At 74.7% G+C, this 20853-nt stretch carries 19 protein-coding genes and 1 pseudogene; 2 read left to right on the top strand and 18 right to left on the bottom strand.

The annotated features are described in order from the left end of the window. Window positions 1-276: 276 nt before the first annotated feature. From tyrS to infC, 17 genes are all read right to left on the bottom strand, one after another. Entirely contained in the window at window positions 277-1539 is a 1263-nt protein-coding gene (gene tyrS / locus ACFFKU_RS05985) for a tyrosine--tRNA ligase (protein WP_380136478.1), read from the bottom strand. Between the two features lie 15 nt (window positions 1540-1554). Beyond that, on the bottom strand, window positions 1555-2196 hold the full coding sequence (locus ACFFKU_RS05990; RefSeq protein WP_380136571.1) for a DNA-3-methyladenine glycosylase: 642 nt from the start codon (window positions 2194-2196) through the stop codon (window positions 1555-1557). Beyond that, the gene (gene argH / locus ACFFKU_RS05995) at window positions 2181-3617 is read right to left on the bottom strand and encodes an argininosuccinate lyase (RefSeq protein WP_380136479.1); all 1437 of its coding nucleotides are present in this window, start codon (window positions 3615-3617) and stop codon (window positions 2181-2183) included. Before argH ends, ACFFKU_RS05990 begins: the two co-directional genes overlap by 16 nt. Before the next feature lie 92 nt (window positions 3618-3709). Continuing rightward, complete coding sequence (locus tag ACFFKU_RS06000) at window positions 3710-4318, bottom strand: arginine repressor (RefSeq protein WP_380136481.1); 609 nt, start codon at window positions 4316-4318, stop codon at window positions 3710-3712. Beyond that, a complete protein-coding gene (gene argF, locus ACFFKU_RS06005) occupies window positions 4315-5226 on the bottom strand; it encodes an ornithine carbamoyltransferase (RefSeq protein ID WP_380136483.1) in 912 nt (303 codons plus the stop codon). Before argF ends, ACFFKU_RS06000 begins: the two co-directional genes overlap by 4 nt. Further along, window positions 5226-6494 (bottom strand): acetylornithine transaminase, encoded by a 1269-nt coding sequence (locus ACFFKU_RS06010; protein ID WP_380136572.1) that lies wholly within the window; start codon window positions 6492-6494, stop codon window positions 5226-5228. Before ACFFKU_RS06010 ends, argF begins: the two co-directional genes overlap by 1 nt. 59 nt (window positions 6495-6553) lie before the next feature. Beyond that, window positions 6554-7492, bottom strand: coding sequence for an acetylglutamate kinase (gene argB, locus ACFFKU_RS06015; protein WP_380136484.1), 939 nt, complete (start codon window positions 7490-7492; stop codon window positions 6554-6556). Further along, on the bottom strand, window positions 7489-8655 hold the full coding sequence (argJ, locus tag ACFFKU_RS06020; protein WP_380136485.1) for a bifunctional glutamate N-acetyltransferase/amino-acid acetyltransferase ArgJ: 1167 nt from the start codon (window positions 8653-8655) through the stop codon (window positions 7489-7491). The genes argB and argJ overlap by 4 nt, the downstream gene beginning before the upstream one ends. Next, complete coding sequence (gene argC / locus ACFFKU_RS06025; protein WP_380136487.1) at window positions 8652-9701, bottom strand: N-acetyl-gamma-glutamyl-phosphate reductase; 1050 nt, start codon at window positions 9699-9701, stop codon at window positions 8652-8654. Before argC ends, argJ begins: the two co-directional genes overlap by 4 nt. 75 nt (window positions 9702-9776) lie before the next feature. Continuing rightward, window positions 9777-10607, bottom strand: a complete 831-nt coding sequence (locus ACFFKU_RS06030; RefSeq protein WP_380136489.1) for an SDR family NAD(P)-dependent oxidoreductase — start codon at window positions 10605-10607, stop codon at window positions 9777-9779. Continuing rightward, window positions 10600-13176 (bottom strand): phenylalanine--tRNA ligase subunit beta, encoded by a 2577-nt coding sequence (gene pheT, locus ACFFKU_RS06035; protein ID WP_380136490.1) that lies wholly within the window; start codon window positions 13174-13176, stop codon window positions 10600-10602. Before pheT ends, ACFFKU_RS06030 begins: the two co-directional genes overlap by 8 nt. After that, the gene (pheS, locus tag ACFFKU_RS06040; RefSeq protein WP_380136491.1) at window positions 13176-14360 is read right to left on the bottom strand and encodes a phenylalanine--tRNA ligase subunit alpha; all 1185 of its coding nucleotides are present in this window, start codon (window positions 14358-14360) and stop codon (window positions 13176-13178) included. Before pheS ends, pheT begins: the two co-directional genes overlap by 1 nt. A 140-nt stretch (window positions 14361-14500) precedes the next feature. Next, window positions 14501-15613: a sensor histidine kinase gene (locus tag ACFFKU_RS06045; protein WP_380136493.1), complete on the bottom strand. Its 1113-nt coding sequence runs from the start codon at window positions 15611-15613 to the stop codon at window positions 14501-14503. A gap of 130 nt (window positions 15614-15743) precedes the next feature. Beyond that, a complete protein-coding gene (locus ACFFKU_RS06050) occupies window positions 15744-16652 on the bottom strand; it encodes a TrmH family RNA methyltransferase (protein WP_380136495.1) in 909 nt (302 codons plus the stop codon). 38 nt (window positions 16653-16690) lie between these two features. Beyond that, window positions 16691-17086 carry a 50S ribosomal protein L20 gene (gene rplT, locus ACFFKU_RS06055; RefSeq protein ID WP_380136496.1) on the bottom strand — a complete coding sequence of 132 codons (396 nt, stop codon included), beginning with the start codon at window positions 17084-17086 and terminating at the stop codon, window positions 16691-16693. Between the two features lie 90 nt (window positions 17087-17176). Further along, complete coding sequence (gene rpmI, locus ACFFKU_RS06060; protein WP_380136497.1) at window positions 17177-17371, bottom strand: 50S ribosomal protein L35; 195 nt, start codon at window positions 17369-17371, stop codon at window positions 17177-17179. A gap of 67 nt (window positions 17372-17438) precedes the next feature. Further along, window positions 17439-18089 carry a translation initiation factor IF-3 gene (infC, locus tag ACFFKU_RS06065; RefSeq protein ID WP_380136574.1) on the bottom strand — a complete coding sequence of 217 codons (651 nt, stop codon included), beginning with the start codon at window positions 18087-18089 and terminating at the stop codon, window positions 17439-17441. 341 nt (window positions 18090-18430) lie between these two features. Here infC and ACFFKU_RS06070 point away from each other — a divergent pair, with 341 nt between their 5' ends. Beyond that, on the top strand, window positions 18431-18820 hold the full coding sequence (locus ACFFKU_RS06070) for a DUF1844 domain-containing protein (RefSeq protein ID WP_380136498.1): 390 nt from the start codon (window positions 18431-18433) through the stop codon (window positions 18818-18820). A gap of 94 nt (window positions 18821-18914) precedes the next feature. On the opposite strand, the pseudogene ACFFKU_RS06075 reads toward ACFFKU_RS06070, so the two are convergent. Next, window positions 18915-20024, bottom strand: a pseudogene (locus ACFFKU_RS06075) (MFS transporter); the annotation flags it as partial. 267 nt (window positions 20025-20291) lie between these two features. Between ACFFKU_RS06075 and ACFFKU_RS06080 the strand changes: the two are divergent. Next, on the top strand, window positions 20292-20837 hold the full coding sequence (locus ACFFKU_RS06080; protein ID WP_380136500.1) for a DoxX family protein: 546 nt from the start codon (window positions 20292-20294) through the stop codon (window positions 20835-20837). Window positions 20838-20853 lie beyond the last annotated feature (16 nt).

Here is a 20853-nt window from a genome sequence, read left to right on the forward strand (position 1 = left end):
TGAGTTCTCAAGAACCGGACGCACCCGCACCACCACCCCACCAGGAGCAGCAGCAACAGGGACAACCTTCCCACCGTAACCCGCGACCACACCACACGACAACCAAACACCGCGTGACCTGAACCACAGACCCGGACCACCAGAACCAGCACCCAGAAGAAGCCCTCAGACCCTCCCGCTGCCCCGTCCCGGCGACATCGAGAACATTACGCGGGCCCCGACGGCCGAGGCAAATCCGTCGGCCGTCGGGCTCGCATCCGCTACTGCCGCAACGGATCAGACCTCGAGCAGCACAGCCCCGAGGGACTTCTTGCCGCGCCGCAGGACCGCGTAGCGGCCGTGCAGCAGGGTCACGTCGGCCAGCGTCGCGTCGGGGTCGGTCACCTTGTCGTTGTTGACGTAGGCCCCGCCCTCCCCCACCGTCCGACGGGCCGCGCTCAGCGACGGAGCCAAGCCCGTGTCCACGAGCAGCTGGGTCACGCGCACCCCGGTGCCGTCCGGACGCGCCGTCGGGAGCTCGGCCACCGCCCCCCGGAGGATGGCTTCGTCGATGCCGGCCAGGTCGGACCCGCCGAAGAGCGCGGAGGAGGCGTCCTGCACGGCCCGGGTGGCCGCGGCCCCGTGCACCAGGGTCGTCACGTCCTCGGCCAGCGCCCGCTGCGCCGCCCGCGCCCGGGGATCCTCCTCGACGGCGCGTCCGAGCTCGGCGATCTCCGCCGGGCTGCGGAAGGAGAACGCCTTGAGGTAGTCCTCGACCTTGGCGTCCTCGGCGTTGAGCCAGAACTGGTAGAAGGCGTACGGCGAGGTGAGCTCCGGGTCCAGCCAGACGGCACCGGACTCGGTCTTGCCGAACTTCGTCCCGTCGGCCTTCGTCAGCAACGGGGTGGCCAGGGCGTGGACGGAGCGGCCCTCCACCCGACGGACCAGTTCCGCGCCCGCGGTGATGTTGCCCCACTGGTCGGACCCGCCCAGCTGCAGCGCGCAGCCGTGCCGACGGTGCAGCTGCAGGTAGTCGTTGCTCTGCAGCAGGACGTAGCTGAACTCGGTGTAGCTGATCCCGGTCGACTCCAAGCGTCGCTTCACCGCGTCGCGGTCGAGCATCCGGTTGACCGGGAAGTGCTTCCCGACGTCGCGGAGGAACTCGATGGCCGACATGCCGGCGGTCCAGTCCAGGTTGTCGACCATCCGGGCCGGGGCCGGACCGGAGAACTCGAGGAACGGCTCGATCTGCCGCTGGAGTTTCCCGACCCATCCGGCGACCGTCTCCGGGGAGTTCATGGTCCGCTCGCTGGTCGGGCGCGGGTCGCCGATCAGGCCCGTCGCCCCCCCGACGAGGATCAGCGGCAGGTGCCCGGCCTGCTGCAGGCGGCGGACGGTCAGGATCTGGACCAGGTGGCCGACGTGCAGGCTCGGGGCGGTCGGGTCGAAGCCCACGTAGTAGGTGAGCGGCCCCGAACTGAGTGCCTCCCGCAACGCGGCCTCGTCGGTGGAGTGCGCCACCAGGCCCCGCCACTTCAGTTCGTCCCAGACGTCGCTCACGTCGGTTGTGCTCCCTCAGGTCGTCGGACCGGGCGACCGTCGCCCGCCGCCACGGTACGCGGACACCGTCGGCGAGTTCAGCTCGTAGACGCGCCAGGGGATGTCGGCGCCGGCGCTCAACCCCACCCGCGGTCCCCACACCCTCGCCGCCGCCGTGACCGGTGCACCCGCGTGCAGGCCCAGCGGGCCCCCGGCGCAGAGGTCGCGGCCGTTCTCGGCGCGGCCGATCCCGAGGGCTCGGGTCAACCGGGCCGGCCCCCTGGCCAGCTCGGCGTCGCGGCGGGCGGCCGGGCGCCGGGACCGGGCGAGCTCCAGACCGGCGACCACCTCCCCGGCCCGCAGCAGGACCGCCGCGGCCGTCCCCTCGGTCCCGCAGACGACGTTGGCGCACCAGTGCATGCCGTAGCTGAAGTACACGTAGGCGAAGCCTGCGGGCCCGAACATCACCGTGGTGCGCGGCGTCGGCCCCCGGTAGGCGTGGGAACCGGGGTCGTCCGCCCCCCGGTAGGCCTCGACCTCGGTCAGCCGCACCGCCACCTCCCCCTCGGCGGTGCGGTGGCGCACGACGCGTCCCACGAGGTCGCCCGCCACCGTCACCGCGTCGCGGGCGTAGAACGACCGGGGCAGCGGTTCCTCGGGGCTCAGCCGCGCACCCAGGCGCGGTGCCCGGCCGCGACGGCCCGGGCGGCCTCGAGCTGCTCGGCGACCCGGACCGGCGCGGTCCCGCCCGCCCCGTCCCGCGACGCGAGCGAGCCCTCCAGGCTGAGCACCGCGCGCACGGCCGGGGTCAGGTGCTCGGAGACGCCCGCGAGGTCGGCGTCGGTGAGGTCCCACAGCTCGACCGAACGGTCCTCGGCCGCGCTGCGCTCCTCGCACCGACGGACGCAGGCGCCGGCGACCTGGTGGGCCACCCGGAACGGCACCCCCTCGCGCACGAGCCATTCGGCGACGTCCGTGGCCAGGGCGAAACCCTGCGGGGCCAGCGAGGCCATGCGATCGGTGTGGAACCGCAGGGTCCCCACCATCCCGGCGACCGCGGGCAGCAGGATCTCCAGGGTGTCGACGGCGTCGAAGACCGGCTCCTTGTCCTCCTGCAGGTCCCGGTTGTAGGCCAGGGGCAGGCCCTTGAGCGTCGCGAGCAACCCGGTCAGGTCACCGATGAGGCGACCCGCCTTGCCACGGGCGAGCTCGGCCACGTCGGGGTTCTTCTTCTGCGGCATGATGCTCGACCCGGTCGACCAGGCGTCGTCGAGGGTGACGAAGGAGAACTCCTTGGTGGCCCAGGCGATGACCTCCTCGGAGATGCGTGAGAGGTTCACCCCGATCATGGCCGCCACGAAGGCGAACTCGGCGGCGACGTCGCGCGAGGCGGTGCCGTCGATGGAGTTCTCGACGCTGCGCCGGAACCCGAGCTCGGTCGCCACGGCGGCCGGGTCGAGCCCCAGGGAGGACCCGGCCAGCGCTCCGGACCCGTAGGGGGACACCGCGGCCCGGGCGTCCCAGTCGCGCAGGCGTTCCACGTCGCGCAGCAGCGGCCAGGCATGGGCGAGCAGGTGGTGGGCGAGCAGGACCGGTTGCGCGTGCTGCAGGTGGGTCCGCCCCGGCATCGCCGCCCCGGGGTGCGCCGCCGCCTGCGCGAACAACGCCTCGACCACGTCGAGCACGAGGTCGGCGACGACGCGGGCGTGCTCGCGCAGGAACATCCGCAGCAGCGTCGCGATCTGGTCGTTGCGGGAACGCCCGGCCCGCAGCCGGCCGCCGACCTCGGGCCCGACCCGGTCCACCAGGGCCCGTTCCAGGGCCGAGTGGACGTCCTCGTCCTCCTCCGCGGGGACGAAGGCCCCGGACACCACGTCGGCCTCCAAGCCGTCGATACCGGCCAGCAGGGCGGCCAGGGTCGCCTCGTCGAGCAGTCCGGCCGTGTGCAGCACCCGGGCGTGGGCTCGCGACCCCGCGAGGTCGTGCCGGGCCAACCGGAAGTCGAAGTGCGTCGACTTCGACAGCGCGGCCATCGCCGCGGCCGGTCCCGAGGCGAACCTCGCGCCCCAGAGACCCTTCTCGCCCTGCGTCTGCGCCATGTGCTCCCGAACTCCTCGTGTCTCGACGGGTGGGTGCCCACCCTCCCCCGACGGACCGGTTCCCGGCCCGCTCACTCCTGCACCGAACCTGGTCACGGTTCCGCCGGCGGTTCCGACGGCGGGGGGACCGGGGTCTCCGGGTCAGGGCCCGCCTCGGTCTCCGGTTCGCGGCGGGCCAGGCCCAAGAACCGGTCGGCGACCGCGGCCCCCCCGTCGGGCTCGCGGCAGATCACCAGCACGGTGTCGTCCCCGGCGATCGTGCCGAGCACCGAGGGCATGATCGAGTGGTCCACCGCCGAGGCCAGGAACTGCGCGGCCCCCGGCGGGGTGCGCAGCACGACCAGGTTGGCCGAACTCTCCGCGGAGACCAGCAGCTCCTCGCACCAGCGCGCGAGCCGGGCGTCCAGGACCTCGCGGTTCAGGCCCACCCGCGGGGTGCGGTCGCCGCCCTCGGCGGGCAGCGCGTACACCAGGCCGCCGGCGTGGTCGCGCACCTTGACCGCCCCGAGCTCGACCAGGTCGCGCGAGAGCGTCGCCTGCGTGACCACGAGACCCTCGGCGGCCAGGTGCATGGCGAGCTCGGTCTGCGAACGCACCGGCTCGGAGACGAGGACGGCGCCGATCCGCGCGTGCCGGTGCGCCTTGGTCCCGGCCCCGGGCCCCGAGGACCCCGGCGTCGCGCCCGACGCCGGCACGGTCACGAGTTCTCCAGCAACCAGATCAGCAGGGCCTTCTGCGCGTGCAGCCGGTTCTCGGCCTCGTCCCACACCACCGACTGCGGACCGTCGATCACCTCGGCGGCGATCTCCTTGCCGCGGTAGGCGGGCAGGCAGTGCAGCACGATCGCGTCCGGACGGGCCCGGGCCAGCAGCCCGGCGGTCAGCGCGAATCGTTCCATCCGGTCGCCCTTGGCCGACTCCCCCATGGAGACCCAGGTGTCGGTCGCGACGACGTCGGCGTCGGCGACGGCCTCGACCGGGTCGTGGGTGACCGTCACCGAGCCGCCGGTACCCGCCGCGACCGCCTGCGCCCGGGCGATCACCGCCGGGTCGGGCAGGTCGGAGGCCGGGGTGCCGATGCGCACGTGCAACCCGGCCGTGGCCCCGCCCAGGGCGTAGGAGTGGGCCATGTTGTTGGCCCCGTCGCCGACGTAGGCCAGGGTCAGCCCCGGCAGGGCGCCCTTGTGCTCGGCCACCGTCTGCAGGTCGGCGAGGATCTGGCAGGGGTGGAAGGCGTCGGTGAGGGAGTTCACCACCGGGACCCCGGCGTGGGCGGCCATCTCCTCGATGTCGGACTGCGCGAAGGTGCGCCAGACGACGGCCGCGGTCTGGCGTCCGAGGACGCGAGCGGTGTCGGCGACCGGTTCGCCGCGACCCAGCTGCGACCCCGCGGCGTCGATGACCAGGGGCGAGCCGCCGAGCTCGGCCACGCCGACCGAGAACGAGACGCGTGTGCGGGTGGAGGGCTTGTCGAACAGCAGCGCGACGGTCCGCGGTCCGGCCAACGGCCGGTGCGCGAAGCGGTCGGCCTTGACGCGGGCGGCGAGGTCGAGGACCTCGGCCTGCTCGGCCGGGGAGAGGTCGTCGTCGGCCAGGAAGTGGCGGACCATCAGGAACCCTTCGTGTGCGTCGCGGCGGCGTCGTCGAGGATGGCGGGCAGGGCGGCGACGAAGAGGTCGGCCTGCTCCTCGGTGAGGATCAGCGGGGGGGCCAGGCGCAGGGCGTCGGGGGCGACCGCGTTGGTGATGAACCCGCGCTGCAGCCCGGCGGCGACGGCGGCCGGGGCCATCGGTCGGACCAGCCCGATCGCGAGCAGCAGCCCGACCCCGCGCACCTCGGCGACCTCCGGGTGCCGCAGCGCGCGGATGCCCTCGACCAGCCGCGTCGAGACCCGCTCCACGTGGGCCAGCAGGCCGTCGCGCTCGATCGCGTGCAGGGTCGCGAGGCCGGCCGCCGAGGCGATCGGGTTGCCCCCGAACGTCGTGCCGTGCTGACCGGCCCCCAGCAGGGCGGCCGAGTGCTCCCCGAGAGCGATCGCCGCCCCCACCGGGATGCCCCCGCCCAGTCCCTTGGCCAGGGTGATGACGTCGGGCCGGACCGCCCGGCCGTCGGCGTCGGCGTGCTCGGGGCGCTGGTGGGCGAACCAGGCCCCGCAGCGGCCGATTCCTGTCTGGACCTCGTCGAGGACCAGCAGGGCCCCGTGCCGGCGCGTGATCTCCCGGGCGGCCTGGAGGTAGCCCGGCGGGGCCGGGCGGACGCCGCCCTCGCCCTGGACGGGTTCGAGCACGACGGCTGCGGTGGCTCCCTCGACGGCCCGGCCGAGCGCCCCCGCGTCGCCGAAGGGGACGTGCTCGACGCCGCCCGGCAGCGGTTCGAACGGGAGCCGGTACTGGGGTTTGTGGGTCAGCGCGAGCGCCCCCATCGTCCGGCCGTGGAAACCGTGCACGGCGGCGACGACCTTGGTCCGACCCGTGCGCCGCGCCATCTTGAACGCGGCCTCGTTGGCCTCGGCTCCGGAGTTGCAGAAGAACACCCGCGACCCCTGCGGGGCGTCGGAGATCTGCAGGAGTTTCTCGGCAAGGGCGATGTTCGGCGCGGTCGCGAAGAAGTTCGAGACGTGCCCGAGCGTGGCCAGCTGGGACGTGACGGCGGCGGTCAGCAACGGGTGGGCGTGACCGAGCACGTTGACCGCGATGCCCGCCAGCAGGTCGAGGTAACGGACGCCGTCGGCGTCCCACACCCAGGGCCCCTCGCCGCGCACCAGGACCCGTTGCGGCACACCGTAGTTGCCCATGACCGCGGCCCCGTGGCGATCCAACCAGTGCTGGGCCCCGCCCTCGGTGACCGGCAGGGCGTCGGTCTTCTCGACCAGTTCCACGTCGTCGCGTCCCTCTCGTCCCGCTCCTGCTCCTGCTCCGTCCTCGGTCCCGGCGGTGCTCACGGCACCACCATGGTGCCGACGCCGGAGGTGGTGAAGACCTCCAGCAGCACCGAGTGCCCCACCCGCCCGTCGATGACGGTGGCCCGGGGCACACCGCCCCGCACCGCTCGCAGGCAGGCCTCCATCTTCGGGACCATCCCCGACTGCAGGCTGGGCAGCAGCGCCTCCAGCTCCCCGGCCCCGATCTCGGAGACCAGAGAGTCCCGGTTCGGCCAGTCGGCGTAGAGCCCGGCGACGTCGGTCATCACCACGAACTTCTGGGCCCCGAGCGCCACCGCGATGGCCGAGGCGGCGGTGTCGGCGTTGACGTTGAGGACGGACCCCTCGATCCGGCGACCCTCGGCGTCGACCTCGGGGGCCACGGTCGAGATGACGGGGATGCGACCGGCGTCGAGCAGATCGTTGACCGCGGCGGGGTCCACCCCGACGACGTCGCCGACGAGGCCGACGTCGACCGGTTCCCCCTCGACGAGCGCCGGACGGCGGACCGCGCGGAGCAGACCCGCGTCCTCGCCGGACAACCCGACCGCGAGCGGACCGTGCGCGTTGAGGAGGCCGACCAGTTCCCGGCTGACCTGCCCCGTGAGCACCATGCGGACCACGTCCATGGCCTCCGGCGTGGTCACCCTCAGCCCCCCGCGGAACTCGCTGGCGATGCCGAGCCGCCCCAGCATGGCGCTGATCTGGGGCCCGCCGCCGTGCACGACGACGGGGCGCAGCCCGGCCGTGCGCAGGAACACCACGTCCTCGGCGAAGGCCCGTTTGAGGTCGTCGTCGACCATGGCGTTGCCGCCGTACTTGATGACGACGAGCGCGCCGTGCCAGCGCTGCAGCCAGGGCAGCGCCTCGACCAGCACCGCGGCCTTGTCGGCGGCGACCTCGGCCGGCACGTCGGCGACGTCGTCGTCCGGGCGGGGGTTCTCGGGCAGGCTCATGAGGAGTAGGCGCTGTTCTCGTGGACGTAGGCGTGGGTGAGGTCGTTGGTCCAGACGGTCGCCGTGTGCGGACCGGCCTTGAGGTCGACGAGGACCCGGACCTCGCGCGGCGCGAGGTCGACGAGGGACGCGTCGTCGCCGGGGGCGCCCGAGCGGCAGACCATGACGCCGTTGAGCGACACGTCCAACCGGTCGGGGTCGAAGCTTGCCGCGGTCGTCCCGACCGCGGCCAGCACCCGACCCCAGTTCGGGTCCTTGCCGAACACCGCCGCCTTGAACAGGTTGTTGCGGGCCACCGAGCGACCCACCGCGACGGCGTCGTCCTCTGAGGCCGCCCCCACGACCTCGACGGCGATGTCGTGGTCGGCCCCCTCGGCGTCGCCGACCAGCATGCGCGCCAGCTCGGCGCACACGGCGGTCAGGGTCTCGGCCAGGGCGCCCGGGGCCGGGCGCACCCCCGAGGCGCCGGAGGCCATGAGGATCACCGTGTCGTTGGTCGACATGCACCCGTCGGAGTCGAGCCGGTCGAAGGTGACGCGGGTCGCGGCCCGCAGCGCGGTGTCGAGCTCGTCGGCCTCGACCACCGCGTCCGTGGTCAGGACCACGAGCATGGTCGCCAGGCCCGGCGCCAGCATGCCCGCCCCCTTGGCCATGCCGGCCAGGGTGAAGCGACCGCCGTCGACCCCCTCGCCGCCGGCCAGCGCCTGCTTGGACACCGTGTCGGTCGTCATGATCGCGGTGGCCGCCGCGGCACCCCCCTCGACGGCCAGCGCGGCGGCGGCGTCCCGCACCCCGGCGCCGATCTTCTCGCGGTCCAGGGGCAGACCGATGAGCCCCGTGGAGCACACCAGGACGTCGGCCGCGCCGCAGCCGAGGAGCTCCCCGACCAGCTCGGCGCTGGCGTGCGTGGTCTGGAACCCCTCGGGCCCGGTGAAGCAGTTCGCGCCGCCGGAGTTGAGCAGCACGGCGCGGGCGTGCCCGTCGGCCGACGCCCGCTCGCTCCACAGCACCGGGTGGGCCTTGCAGCGGTTGGACGTGTAGACGGCGGCGACCGCGTCGAGCGGGCCGTCGTTGACCACGAGGGCGACGTCGGGACGACCGCTGGCCTTGAGGCCGGCGGTCACCCCCGCGGCCCGGAAACCCTGCGGGGCGGTGACGGTCATGGCGACACTCCTGTGACGGTGAGTCCGGTGGTCTCGGGCAGCCCGAGGGCGATGTTGACGCTCTGCACGGCACCACCCGCGGTGCCCTTCACGAGGTTGTCCTCGGCGGCGACGACCACGACCCGACCGGCGTGCTCGTCGACCGCCAGCTGCAGGGCGACGGTGTTCGAGCCGAGCACCGAGGCCGTGCTGGGCCAGCGGCCCTCCGGCAGCACCCGGACGAACGGCTCGTCGGCGTAGGCCCCCTCCCAGGCGGCGCGGACCGTCGCCGGGTCCACACCGGGGACCAACCGCGCGGTGGCCGTGGCCAGGATGCCGCGGGCCATGGGCGCCAGGGTCGGCGTGAACGACACGTGGGGTGCGTGCGCTCCGGCCAGGGCCAGGTTCTGCTCGATCTCCGGGGTGTGCCGGTGCCCGCCGCCGACGCCGTAGGGGCTCATCGACCCCATGACCTCCGAGCCGAGCAGGTGGGGCTTGAGGCTCTTGCCGGCCCCCGAGGTCCCGGAGGCGGCGACCACCACCACGTCGGTCGGCTCGAGCAGCCCGGCCACGAAGCCCGGGGCGAGCGCGAGGCTCACGGCGGTCGGGTAGCAGCCGGGGACGGCGATGCGCCGCACCCCGCGCAACCGGTCGCGCTGGCGTCCGCCGTCGGCCAGGGGCAGCTCCGGCAGGCCGTAGGGCCAGGTCCCGGCGTGCGGGTTGCCGTAGAACCGTTCCCACACCGCGGGGTCGACCAGCCGGTGGTCGGCCCCGCAGTCGACGACGAGCACGTCGGGTCCCAGCGCGGCGGCCACCTCGCCGGAGGCGCCGTGCGGCAGGGCCAGGAAGACGACGTCGTGGCCCGCGAGCTCCTCGGGCGTGGTCGGGGCGAGCACCCGCTCGGCCAGCGGGAAGAGGTGGGGTTGCAGCTCCCCCAGCGCGGTCCCGGCGTTGGACGCGCCGGTGAGGGCACCGATCTCGACGTCGGGATGCTGCAGCAGGATCCGCAGCAGCTCACCTCCGGCGTACCCGCTGGCGCCGGCGACGGCGACACGCACCTGTGACATGCGCATGACCATACACCCGAACGATTGACCATGCAGAGGTCGGGGTGACCGGTCCCGCCGGGAGGTGGGCGTCGGTCAGGCCATCGGGTCGTCGGGTCCCCACGGCAGGACGTCCAGCGTCCGGGCCCGTCCGCGCACGGGTGCGGCCGCGAGGGAGGCCGGCGTGTCCTGCCCCACCCGCAGGTAACGGCCGGAGAACGCGTCGAGCTCCCCGCGCCCGATCGCCACCACCATCGCGACCACGTCGGCGGGGTCGGTCCACGCGGTGCGTTCGGCGTGCTGGGCCATCGCGGTGGACATCGGGGTGCGGACCACCCCGGGGGACATCTCGAAGACCCGGATCCCGACCTCGGCGCCCGCCGCGGCCACCGCCCCGCCGAGGCGGAACAGCGCGGCCTTGGAGGCGGCGTAGGCGGCGTAGGTGGGTCCGTCCTTGTGCGCCGACCCCGAGGACAGGTCGACCAACCGACCCCCGCCGCGGACGACCATCCCGGGCACCACGGCGCGCACGAGGTGCAACTGACCGAGGACGTTCACCCGCAGCACCGCGGCGAACTCCTCGGGGTCGGCCAACCACGGCACGACCTCCTCGCCTTCCAACCGCCCGGCGCAGTTGACCAGCAGGTCGGTGGGTCCGAGCTCGTCCTCCAGCGCGGCGACGGCCCGCAGCACGGCTGCGGCGTCGGTGACGTCCGCGGCCGTCCCGACGGCGCGACCACCGGCGTCGCGGACGTCCTCGACCACGTCGTCGACCGCGGCCGCATCCCGGCCCAGCACGCCGACCGCCCAGCCCGCGGCGGCCAGGCCCAGGGCCAGATGGCGTCCGACACCCCCGGTGGCCCCGGCGACGAGGGCCACCGGGAGCACCTCGACGGCGAGCCCGGCCGGGGCGAGCGGATCAGGCACGCTGGACCGCCCCCGTCCGGCGGGCGGCCTCGGCGACGGCGGTGTCGCGCGCCGCGCTCGCCTCCTCCGCGGTCAGCGTCCGGTCCGGGGCCCGGAAGCGCAGGGCGAAGGCGAGGGAGCTGCGGCCCTCGCCGACCTGGCTGCCGCGGTAGAGGTCGAAGAGGCGGACGTCCTCGAGCAGCGACCCGGCCCCGGCCCGCAGCGCGGCCTCGACCTCGGCGGCGGCCACGGTGTCCGGGACCACCAGGGCCACGTCCTGCGTCGCGGCCGGGTAGGTGGACAGCGGGGCGACGCGCACGGGCGGACCGAGCTCGGCCAGCAGGACGTCGAGGTCCAGCTCGAAGGCGGCCGTGCGGGCCGGCAGACCCAGGGTCGCGAGCACCGAGGGGTGCAGCTCCCCCGCGTGGCCGACCAGCGTCCCGCCCGCGGTGCGGACCTCGGCGCACCGGCCCGGGTGCCAGGGCGCCCGGTCGCCCGCGCGCACCTCGATGCCCACCCCGACGGAGCGGGCGACGGTCCGCGCCGCCTCGACGGCGTCGACCCAGAGCACGGCCTCGGACGTGGCCGCGAAGCCGTCGGACGTCACCCCCGGCCCCCGCCGCCGACCGGCGAGGATCCCGGCGACGTGCAGCGGCTGCTCGGGCAACCCCGCCGCCACGGCCGCGAGCTCGGCCTCGCCCGGTCGGTCCTGCACGCCGAGGACGGGGACCGGCGCCCCGCCCACCGAACGCGTCACGCTGCCGAACTCGACGAGGGCGACGTCACGAGAACCGCGGGACACGTTGCGGCGCAACGTCTCCACCAACGAGTCGAGGATCGAGGTCCGCATCAGGGGGGCCTCGGCCGACAGCGGGTTGACGAGCCGCACGGTGCGCCGGCGCGGGTCGTCGGCGGGCAGGCGGAACGCGTCGTGCACGCTCGCGGCGACGAACGGGTAGGACAGGACCTCGACGAACCCGTCCTCGACGAGCCCACGGGCCGCGGACCGGCGGGCCCGCTGGCCGGCGGTCAGACCCCGGCCGGCCGGGGCCGGTGGCAGGACCGAGGGGACCCGGTCGTACCCGTTCAGGCGGGCGACCTCCTCGACCAGGTCGACCTTCTGCCGAAGGTCGGGCCGCCAGCTCGGGACGGTCACCGTCAGGGCGGCGCCGTCGGCCCCCTCGACCGCGCACCCGATCTCGGTCAGGGCCTCGCGGATCTCGGCCGCGGAGTAGGCCACCCCGACGACCCGTTCGCAGAACCCGGCGGGCAGCTCGATCACGGTGGCGGGGGCGAGGGCGGACTCGTCGGTCCACGCCGCGTCCGCCCGCCCGCCGCCGAGCTCGACCAGCAACCGGGTCGCGAGCTCCGCCGCCCGCGGGCACAGCTGCGGGTCGGTGCCGCGCTCGAACCGCTTGGCCGCCTCGGAGGGCAACCGGTGCCGGCGCGCGGTGCGGGCGACCGAGACCGGCGAGAAGTGCGCCGCCTCCAGCAGCACGTCGGTGGTGCCGGCCGACACCTCGGTGTCGGCCCCACCCATCACCCCGGCGAGGCCGAGGACGCGGGTCGACCCGGCGCGGCCCCCCTCGTCGGTGACCAGCAGGTCCTCGGCGTGCAGGTCGCGCACGACGCCGTCGAGGGTCGTGAGCTTCTCCCCCGCCCGGGCCCGGCGGACCACGAGCGCCTCACCGAGCAGACCCAGGTCGTAGGCGTGCATCGGCTGACCGGTGGCCAGCATCACGTAGTTGGTGACGTCGACGACCAACGACACCGGTCGCATCCCGACCTGGCGCAGCCGTTCGGTCATCCAGGCCGGGGAGGCCGCCGCCGGGTCGACCCCGCGGACCGCCCGGGCGACGAACCGGTCGCACCCGACCTGCCCCCGCAGCGGCGGGTCGGCCTCGAGCCGGACCGCCGGCCCCGGCCCGACCGGGGCGGCCACCTCGGCGGGGGCCGGGTCGCGGAACACCTCGGCGACCGGTCGGCGGACGCCGTGGGCGTACTCGCGGGCCAGGCCACGGACGCTGAAGCAGTAGCCCCGGTCCGGGGTGACGTTGACCTCGACGGTCTCCTCGTCCAGACCGAGCAGGGCCAGTGCGTCCTGACCGGGGACGGTCGCCACGCCGGGCCGGGCCTGGGCCAGCACGAGGATGCCGTCGTGGTCGTCGCCCAGTCCCAGCTCCCGGCTGGAGCAGATCATGCCGTCGGAGACGTGGCCGTAGGTCTTGCGGGCGGCGATGGCGAACCCCCCGGGGAGCACCGCCCCGGGGAGGGCCACGACGACGTGGTCGCCGACGACGAAGTTGTGCGCACCGCAGACGATCCCGCGCGAGCCCTGCGCGTGGTCGAGATCGGCCTCGTTGTGCTCCGGGCCGACGTCGACCCGGCACCAGTTGATGGTCTTGCCGTTCTTCTGGGGTTCCTTCACCAGCTCGAGGACCTCGCCCACCACCAGCGGGCCGGTCACGTCCCCGGTGTGGATCCCCTCCTCCTCCAGACCGACCCGGACCAGGGCGGCGGCCACCTCGGCCCCGCGGGAGCCCGGTTCCAGGTCGACGTGCTCGGCGAGCCAGCGCAACGGGACGCGCATCAGATCTTCTCCTCGTTCACGGCGACGTCGGCGGCGGCGGCAGCGGCGGCGGCCAGGACCGACGCCACCCCGGAGGACGACAGGTCCTCGACACCGAAGGCCCGGCTGAACCGGACGTCGCCCTCCACCATGTCGCGCATGTCGGTGACCCCGCTGCGGAACATCAGGGTCCGTTCGATCCCCATCCCGAACGCGAAACCCTGGTACCGCTCGGGGTCGATCCCGCACGCCCGCAGCACGTTCGGGTTCACCATGCCGCAGCCACCCCACTCGATCCAGCCGCGTCCGGGACCCTTCGCGGAGTTCTGCGCGTCGAGCGAGAACCGCAGGTCCAGCTCGGCGCTGGGTTCGGTGAACGGGAAGTACGAGGGCCGCCACCGGGTCTGCACGCTCTCGCCGAACATGGCCCGGGCGAAGTGGTCGAGGGTGCCCTTGAGGTGGGCCATCGTGAGGCCCTCGTCGATGGCGATGCCCTCGAGCTGGTGGAACACCGGGGTGTGCGTGGCGTCCAGCTCGTCGGTGCGGAACACCTTGCCCGGGCAGACCACGTACAGCGGGACCCCGCGCCCCAGCAGCGAGCGCGCCTGCACCGGGGAGGTGTGGGTGCGCAGGACGAGACCGGAGCCCTCGGGCGACCCGTCGGCGCCGGCGACGTAGAACGTGTCCTGCATCTGCCGGGCCGGGTGGTCCTCGTCGAAGTTCAGCGCGTCGAAGTTGAACCACTCGGCCTCGACCTCGGGGCCCTCGGCGATCTCCCAGCCCATGGCGGTGAAGACGTCGGACACGCGCTCCACGAGCAGCGGCAGCGGATGCCGCGCCCCGGGCTCGGTACGGCGGGCGGGGAGCGTGACGTCCACGGACTCGGTGGTGAGGACCCGTTCCTCGTGCTCGGCCTGCAGCACCTCGGTCCGGGCGGCCAGCGCCTGGGCGAAGCGGCCGCGCGCCGCCCCCACGCGCTTGCCGGCCGCGGCCTTCTGCGGGCCGGGCAGCGCCCCGATCGCGCGGTTGGCCAGGGCCAACCGGCTGCGGTCGCCGCCGTGGGCGAGCCGGACCGCCTTGAGCTCCTCGAGGTCGGCCGCGGCCTGCACCGCGGCGAGGGCCTCGGTGAGGGCGGCCGCCACGGCCGCCTCCTCCACGAGAGCGGCGTCGGGCGAGTCGGGAGCGTCGGACGCGTCGCTGGGCACGGATGATCCTCACGGTGATGACGGTGGGGCGATGTCGCTGGGGCGATCCTCCCAGACGGGCCCCACCGGTCTCGACGGAGTTCCCCGTCGCCGCCCGCGCCGCCCCGTCGGTGCCCGCGCCGCCCGGTCGGTGACGGACGTCAGCCCCGGACCGCCGCGGCCGGTTCCCCCACGGGCAGCCGGACCTCGAACCGGGCACCCCCGGCGGGGGAACGGCCCACCTCGATCGAGCCGTCGTGGGCCTCGAGCAGGCCACGCACGACGTAGAGGCCCAACCCGGTGCCGCTGCGGGCCCCGCCGTGCCAGAACTTGCTGAACACGTAGGGCCGGTTCTCCTCCTCGATGCCCTCGCCCTCGTCGTCGACGGTGAGGACGAGGTCGTGGGCCGCGCGGTCGTGGGCGATGTCGATCGTGACGGTGCCGGCCCCGTGCCGGACCGCGTTCTCCACCAGGTTCGTGACCACCTGCGCCATCCGGTCGGGGTCGGCCCACACCTCGGGCAGGTCGGGCCCCAGCCGCAGCTGGAAACGGTCGTCGTCGTAGCCGGCCAGCACGAGCCGTTCGACGTGGGAGCGGACCAGCTCGGGCAGGTCGAAGGGACGCCGGTGCACGCGCAGCCGACCGTTGTCGACCCCGGAGACGTCGAGCAGGTCACCCACGAGACGGGTGACGCGGTCGGCGTCGGCCTCGACCGTGGAGAGCATCAACCGCTTCTGGTCGTCGCTGAACCGGTCCCAGCGGCGCAGGAGCGTCGCGGTGAACTGCTTGACCGAGGTCAGCGGCGAGCGCAGCTCGTGCGCGACGGTGGCGATCAGGCCCGCCGCGTCGGTCTCGGCGCGCTGGCGCTCCTCGGTCCCGCGCAGGCAGACCAGGACGGTGCCGGTCGGTCCGCCCGGGCCGCTGCGGCCGCGACCCACCGTGACCAGGACCTCGGTCCCCCCCGGCAGGAGCAGCAGGCGTTCCCGCCTCGTCGCCTCGACCGACGGCTCCGTGGTCCGCCCGTCGGGGGGCAGCAGGTCCCACCAGCGTCGACCGGAGGTGTCCTGGAACGGCAGGGCCCGCCGCACCGGGGCCCCGACCAGGGCCGCCCGGTCCCGCCCGAGCAGGGTGACCGCGGCCTGGTTCACGGCGAGCACGCGACCGTCGCCGCCCACCACCACGACACCGTCGGGCAGGTCCTCGAGACCGACCCGGTCCCACCCGTCCCGCGCACGGCTTCCCGGGTCGGGCGCACTGCCGGGGGCCTCGGGCACGGGGTGAACCTAGGGCATCGCGGCCACACCGCCCCCCGACGCGAGGGCGCGGAACGGGAATGACCCCCTAAGGGGGGTCAGGATCGGCCCCGGGGGGGTCGCGTCGGGGCCTTGCGTCGGAGGGCTCGCGTCACCCGCGCCGCTGGGCGCGGGCCGAGGCGTAGAGGCAGACGACGGCGGCGGTGGCCAGGTTCAGGCTCTCGGCCCGCCCGTGCAGCGGGACCCGGACCACCGCGTCGGCCGCGGCGCGACCGGCGTCGTCGAGACCGGCCGCCTCGTTGCCGAACACCCACGCCGTCGGCGTGCGCAGGTCCGGCGTCGATCGTGCGGAGCCCGCCCCGCCGGAGGCCACCGGGCGGGCCAGGGCGCGCGCGGCGTCGTCGGCGAGGTCGTCGAGGTCGTGCTCCCCGGTGCCGTCGGCGGCCAGCACGGCCAGGCCGCCCCGCCGCAGCCCCGCGACGACCTCGCCCAGCGACGGGCCGGTCACGACCGGGAGGTGGAACAGGCTGCCCGCGGTGGAGCGCACGCACTTGGGGTTGAGCGGGTCGACGCTGTCGCGGGTGAGCACGACCGCATCGGCGCCGGCGGCGTCGGCGGCCCGCAGCACCGTGCCGGCGTTGCCCGGGTCGCGGACCCGGTCGAGGACGGCGACCAACCGGGGGCGGGCGGCGACGACGTCGTCGAGGGAGACCCCGACGGCGGTGGTCGGGCAGACGGCCAGCAGGCCCTGCGGGGTGACGGTGCCGGTCATGGCAGCGAGGACGTCCTCGGTGACCGGGACCGGGTCGAGCCCCCCTCCCCGGGCCTGCTCCAGGATCTCCGGATGGCGCTGGGCCGCGTTCTCTGTGACGTAGAGGTCCAGCACGACGGGTCCTGCCCCCCGGGCCACGGCGGCGGCGTGGGCGGCGACCGCCTCGCGCACCGACTGCGGGCCCTCGGCGACGAACCGGCCACGGCGGGAACGCACGGAGCGCCCGGCCAGCGCCCGCACCCCACGGACCCGCTCCGACCGGGGGTTGGTCAGTTCGGGGGTGGGCACGGGGCTGATCGGGCGCTCGGGTCGTGCGGGGGCGGGACTCAGGCCGCGGAGCCCTGGGCGGCCGGCGCGCTGGTGTCGGCCGGCAGGGCCGCCTTGGCGGTGGCCACGAGGGCCGAGAACGCGGCGGCGTCGGAGACGGCGAGCTCGGCGAGCATGCGACGGTCGACCTCGACGCCGGCGGCCTTGAGGCCCTGCACGAAGCGGTTGTAGGTCAGACCCTCGGCGCGGGCCGCAGCGTTGATGCGCTGGATCCAGAGACGCCGGAAGTCGCCCTTGCGCGCCTTGCGGTCGCGGTAGGCGTAGACGAGGGAGTGGGTGACCTGCTCCTTCGCCTTGCGGTACAGCCGCGAGCGCTGGCCGCGGTAGCCGCTGGCCTGCTCGAGGACGGTACGACGCTTCTTCTGGGCGTTGACTGCGCGCTTGACGCGTGCCACGGGGAACTCCTAGGTGATCGGGCGCGAGCGGGGACCTCGTCCGGTGGACCGGCGGGCCCGCTCAGCGGGGTGTGGTCGGGAAGCGGCGGCTCAGCGGCCGAGCAGCTTCTTGAGCTTCTTGACGTCGGCCGGGGCGACGACGGCGTCCTGGGACAGCCGACGGGTCCGCTTGCTGGACTTGACCTCGAGCAGGTGGCGCTTGTTGGTGCGCTCGCGCATGAGCTTGCCGGAGCCGGTCACGCGGATGCGCTTCTTGGTCCCGGAGTGGGTCTTGTTCTTGGGCACGTCGTTCTCCTGGTCTGTGGTTCGATCCGGGCCGACCCGCCGTGACGGGTCGGACCAGGGGTGCGGTTCAGGGGGCCGGGGTGGCCGTCTGCTCCGGGGCGGGGCTCGCGTCCGTGGCGGCCGGAACCTCGGCGGTGCTCGCCTGCGCCTGGCTCTGGGCCTGGGCGTCGGCGTCCTTGCGGCGGCGTTCCTCGGCCTTGGCCTCGGCCTTCTTCTTGTGCGGCCCGATGACCATGACCATGTTGCGGCCGTCCTGGCGCGGGGAGCTCTCCACGCTGCCGAGGTCGGCCACGTCCTCCGCGAGGCGCTGCAGGAGACGGAAACCCATCTCCGGACGCGACTGCTCGCGACCACGGAACATGATCATCACCTTGACCTTGTCCCCCGCCGAGAGGAACCGGACGACGTGGCCCTTCTTGGTGGCGTAGTCGTGCGGGTCGATCTTCAGACGGAAGCGGATCTCCTTGAGGATCGTGTTCGTCTGGTTCTTGCGGGCTTCGCGGGCCTTCATGTCGGCTTCGTACTTGTACTTGCCGAAGTCCATGAGCTTGCAGACCGGGGGCCGCGCCTGCGGGGCCACCTCGACCAGGTCGAGACCGGCCTCGTCGGCGAGCCGCAGCGCGTCCTCGACGCGCACGATCCCGACCTGTTCCCCGTTGGGGCCCACGAGCCGCACCTCGGGAACACGGATGCGGTCGTTGATGCGGGGCTCGCTGATGTGGTGCTCCTTCGTCGTCGGGTCTTCCGCCGGACATGGAGAAGGCCCCCACGCACGGACGTGCACGGAGGCCAGCCTGATCCGGCGGGACCACGACCGACGAGGCGTCGGACGACGGCACCGCTGACCCGCCCGCGGGGCGGGCGAGGGACCGGGGACCCGACGATGCTCAGGGCACCGCGGGTGGGAGGAGGCCTCCGCTTCACGTTCCGACCCTCGACGGCGGTCCCGGTCACCGACCACGGCCCTGGCCTCGGTCCTGGTGAACAGGCACGATGCTCGGGCGGGGCGTGCGACGGGCCGACGAGAAGAGCCGGTCGGTCGGATGCCAGGGTAGCAGCATGACGTCCGAGAGCTCGTCCGAGCGCGACACGCCCCTTCCCCCGCCCGCCGCCGACCCCGCTGCCGCGGCCACCCGCGACATCGCCGAGGTGCCGGCGGTCGAGCTGGTCACGACCGCCGCCGTGCACCTGATGAGCGCGGCCGCCGTCAAGTGCGGGCTGGCCGAGGACGCCGAGGCCGAGGGGCACCTCGACCTGGCCGAGGCGCGCATCCTCATCACCGCGCTGGCGGGATTGATCACGGCGTCGGCCCCGGACGTCGGCGGTCAGCACGCCCGCTCGCTGCGCGACGGTCTGCGCTCGTTGCAGCTCGCGTTCCGGGAGGCGTCGCCGGTACCCGACGCCCCGGGGCAGGGACCCGGGGAGCGCCTGACGGGCTCGGTGGTCTGACCCGACGCCGGGACGGCCCGGTCGCGGGATCCTCTCCCTCGACGGGTCGCCCGGACCGGATCGGCCGGGCCGCACCCGGGACGCCGCGGGTGCCGGGCCGGCCGCGGGTGCCGGGTCGGGCCGTCGCGCGGGCGGGCAGCGCCAGCAGCGCGGCCAGCAGACCGAAGACCACGAACGCGGCCTCCGTCCCGACGAGGTCGCCCACGAGACCGGCGGCGGGAGAACCGAGGGCGGCCCCCGTCGTCATCGCGGCCGCGTGGTAGCCCATGGCGCGCCCGCGGTCGCCCTCGGGCACGCTCGCCGCCACCTGTTCGACCGTGGCGCTGATCGCGGGGGCGCACCACAACCCCGCCACGAACGCGCCCACGGCCAGCAACGGCGGACCGTGGACGAGGGCCAGCGGCATCGTGCTCAGCCCGAGCGCCAGGAGCAGGGCCCAGGCGGGCCAGGGACGGGCCACCGCGCCGTGGGCCAGGCCGCCGACCACCGAGCCGAGGGCCCACACGGCGAGGACCGCGCCGATCCAGCGGGCCGCCCCGGACTCGCGCAGCTCGGCCACGAGGGCGAGGTCGGTCGCGGACAGGACCAGGTCGGCCGCGAAGGCGCACAGCAGCGCCGAGAGCAGCAGGCGACTCCAGATCGGGCCGCGGTCGGCCGGGCCGGGGCGCGCCGTCGGGGGCCCGATCGTCGGGGTGAGGGTCGGGGTCGCGGAACGGACGGGCGGGTCGAGGACGAAGAAGGCGACCGCGGCCAGGACCTGCGACCACCCGACGACCAGCAGCGCCGCCCGGGTGGAGACCTCGAGGGCGACCAGCGCCCCCAGGGCGGGCCCGACCATGAACGCCAGCTCGACCAGCACGGAGTCCAGCGCGAACGCGGTGCGTCGACGCTCCTCGGGGACGAGCACGGCGAGGCTCTGGCGCACCACGGTGAACAGTGGCGCGCCGACCAGACCGGCGGCGAAGGCGAGGGCGACCAGGGGCGCGTACCCCACGAAGGGCGCGACGCTCCAGAGGACGCCCTGCACGAGGATCGTCGGCAGCAACGCCCGACGCAGTCCCCACCGGTCCACCGCCCGTCCCCGCCACGGGGCGCTGATCGCGGTGCCGATGGTCGCCGCCGCCCCCACCACGCCCGCGGCGCCGTAGCCGAGGCCGAGGGTCTGCACCACGTGCAGCACGCAGACGATCCCGGCGGCCAGCATCGGCACCCGACCGAGGCAGCCGAGCACCTCCAGGGGGGCCACACCGGGGATCCGCAGGACCTCCAGGTATCCCGCCGCGGCCCGTCCGAGACGGGTGGACGCGGCGGGCGGGACGGGAGGACTCACGCCACGATGGTGTCACCGGGCCGCCGGGGGTTCGCCACCCGATTTGTGGGTGACGGCGCGGACCCTCATGATGATGATGTTTGAAGCTTGGACTATCGCCGCGGCGCGTCCGCGGCGACCGCAACCCCAGGAGGAACCTTCGTGACCGTCCACGGCCGTGATCTCGGACTGCTCGCCCTGCGTCTCGGTGTCGGGGGGACCCTCGTCGCCCACGGCGCCCAGAAGCTCTTCGGGGTCTTCGGAGGCGGAGGCCTGGAAGGGACCGCAGGGGCCATGCACGCCATGGGGTTCCGTCCCGGCAAGCAGAACGCCGTGCTGGCCGGCCTCAGCGAGACCGGCGGCGGGGTGCTGCTCGCGCTCGGTCTCGCCACGCCCGTCGGCGGCGCCGCCTCGGCCGCGGCGATGTCGGCCGCGGCCACCGTGCACGCGCCGAACGGTTTCTTCGCCACCTCCGGCGGGTACGAGTACCCGGCGGTGCTGGGGCTGGCCTCGACCGCGCTGGCCGTCTCGGGCCCGGGTCGCTACTCCCTCGACGCCGCCCTGGGCGGACGCCTGACCCGGCCGTGGCTCGCCGCCGTGGCGCTCAGCGCCGCCGCCGCGGGTGCGGCCTGGACCATCCGGCAGCGCCAGCAGGCGGTCGCCGCCGAGCGCAACGTCGACGAGGTCGCCGAGCAGGTCCAGGCCTGATCCCGCGCAGCCCCGC

Origin of the sequence: Kineococcus gynurae (assembly GCF_042433995.1) — a bacterium.
Lineage (GTDB): Bacteria > Actinomycetota > Actinomycetes > Actinomycetales > Kineococcaceae > Kineococcus > Kineococcus gynurae.

Coding starts and splice junctions, on each gene's coding strand:
- argF (WP_380136483.1), bottom strand. CDS start 5,226: ATGGTCCGCCACTTCCTGGCCGACGACGACCTCTCCCCGGCCGAGCAG.
- argB (WP_380136484.1), bottom strand. CDS start 7,492: ATGAGCCTGCCCGAGAACCCCCGCCCGGACGACGACGTCGCCGACGTG.
- argJ (WP_380136485.1), bottom strand. CDS start 8,655: ATGACCGTCACCGCCCCGCAGGGTTTCCGGGCCGCGGGGGTGACCGCC.
- argC (WP_380136487.1), bottom strand. CDS start 9,701: ATGTCACAGGTGCGTGTCGCCGTCGCCGGCGCCAGCGGGTACGCCGGA.
- ACFFKU_RS06070 (WP_380136498.1), top strand. CDS start 18,431: ATGACGTCCGAGAGCTCGTCCGAGCGCGACACGCCCCTTCCCCCGCCC.
- argH (WP_380136479.1), bottom strand. CDS start 3,617: ATGGCGCAGACGCAGGGCGAGAAGGGTCTCTGGGGCGCGAGGTTCGCC.
- pheT (WP_380136490.1), bottom strand. CDS start 13,176: ATGCGCGTCCCGTTGCGCTGGCTCGCCGAGCACGTCGACCTGGAACCG.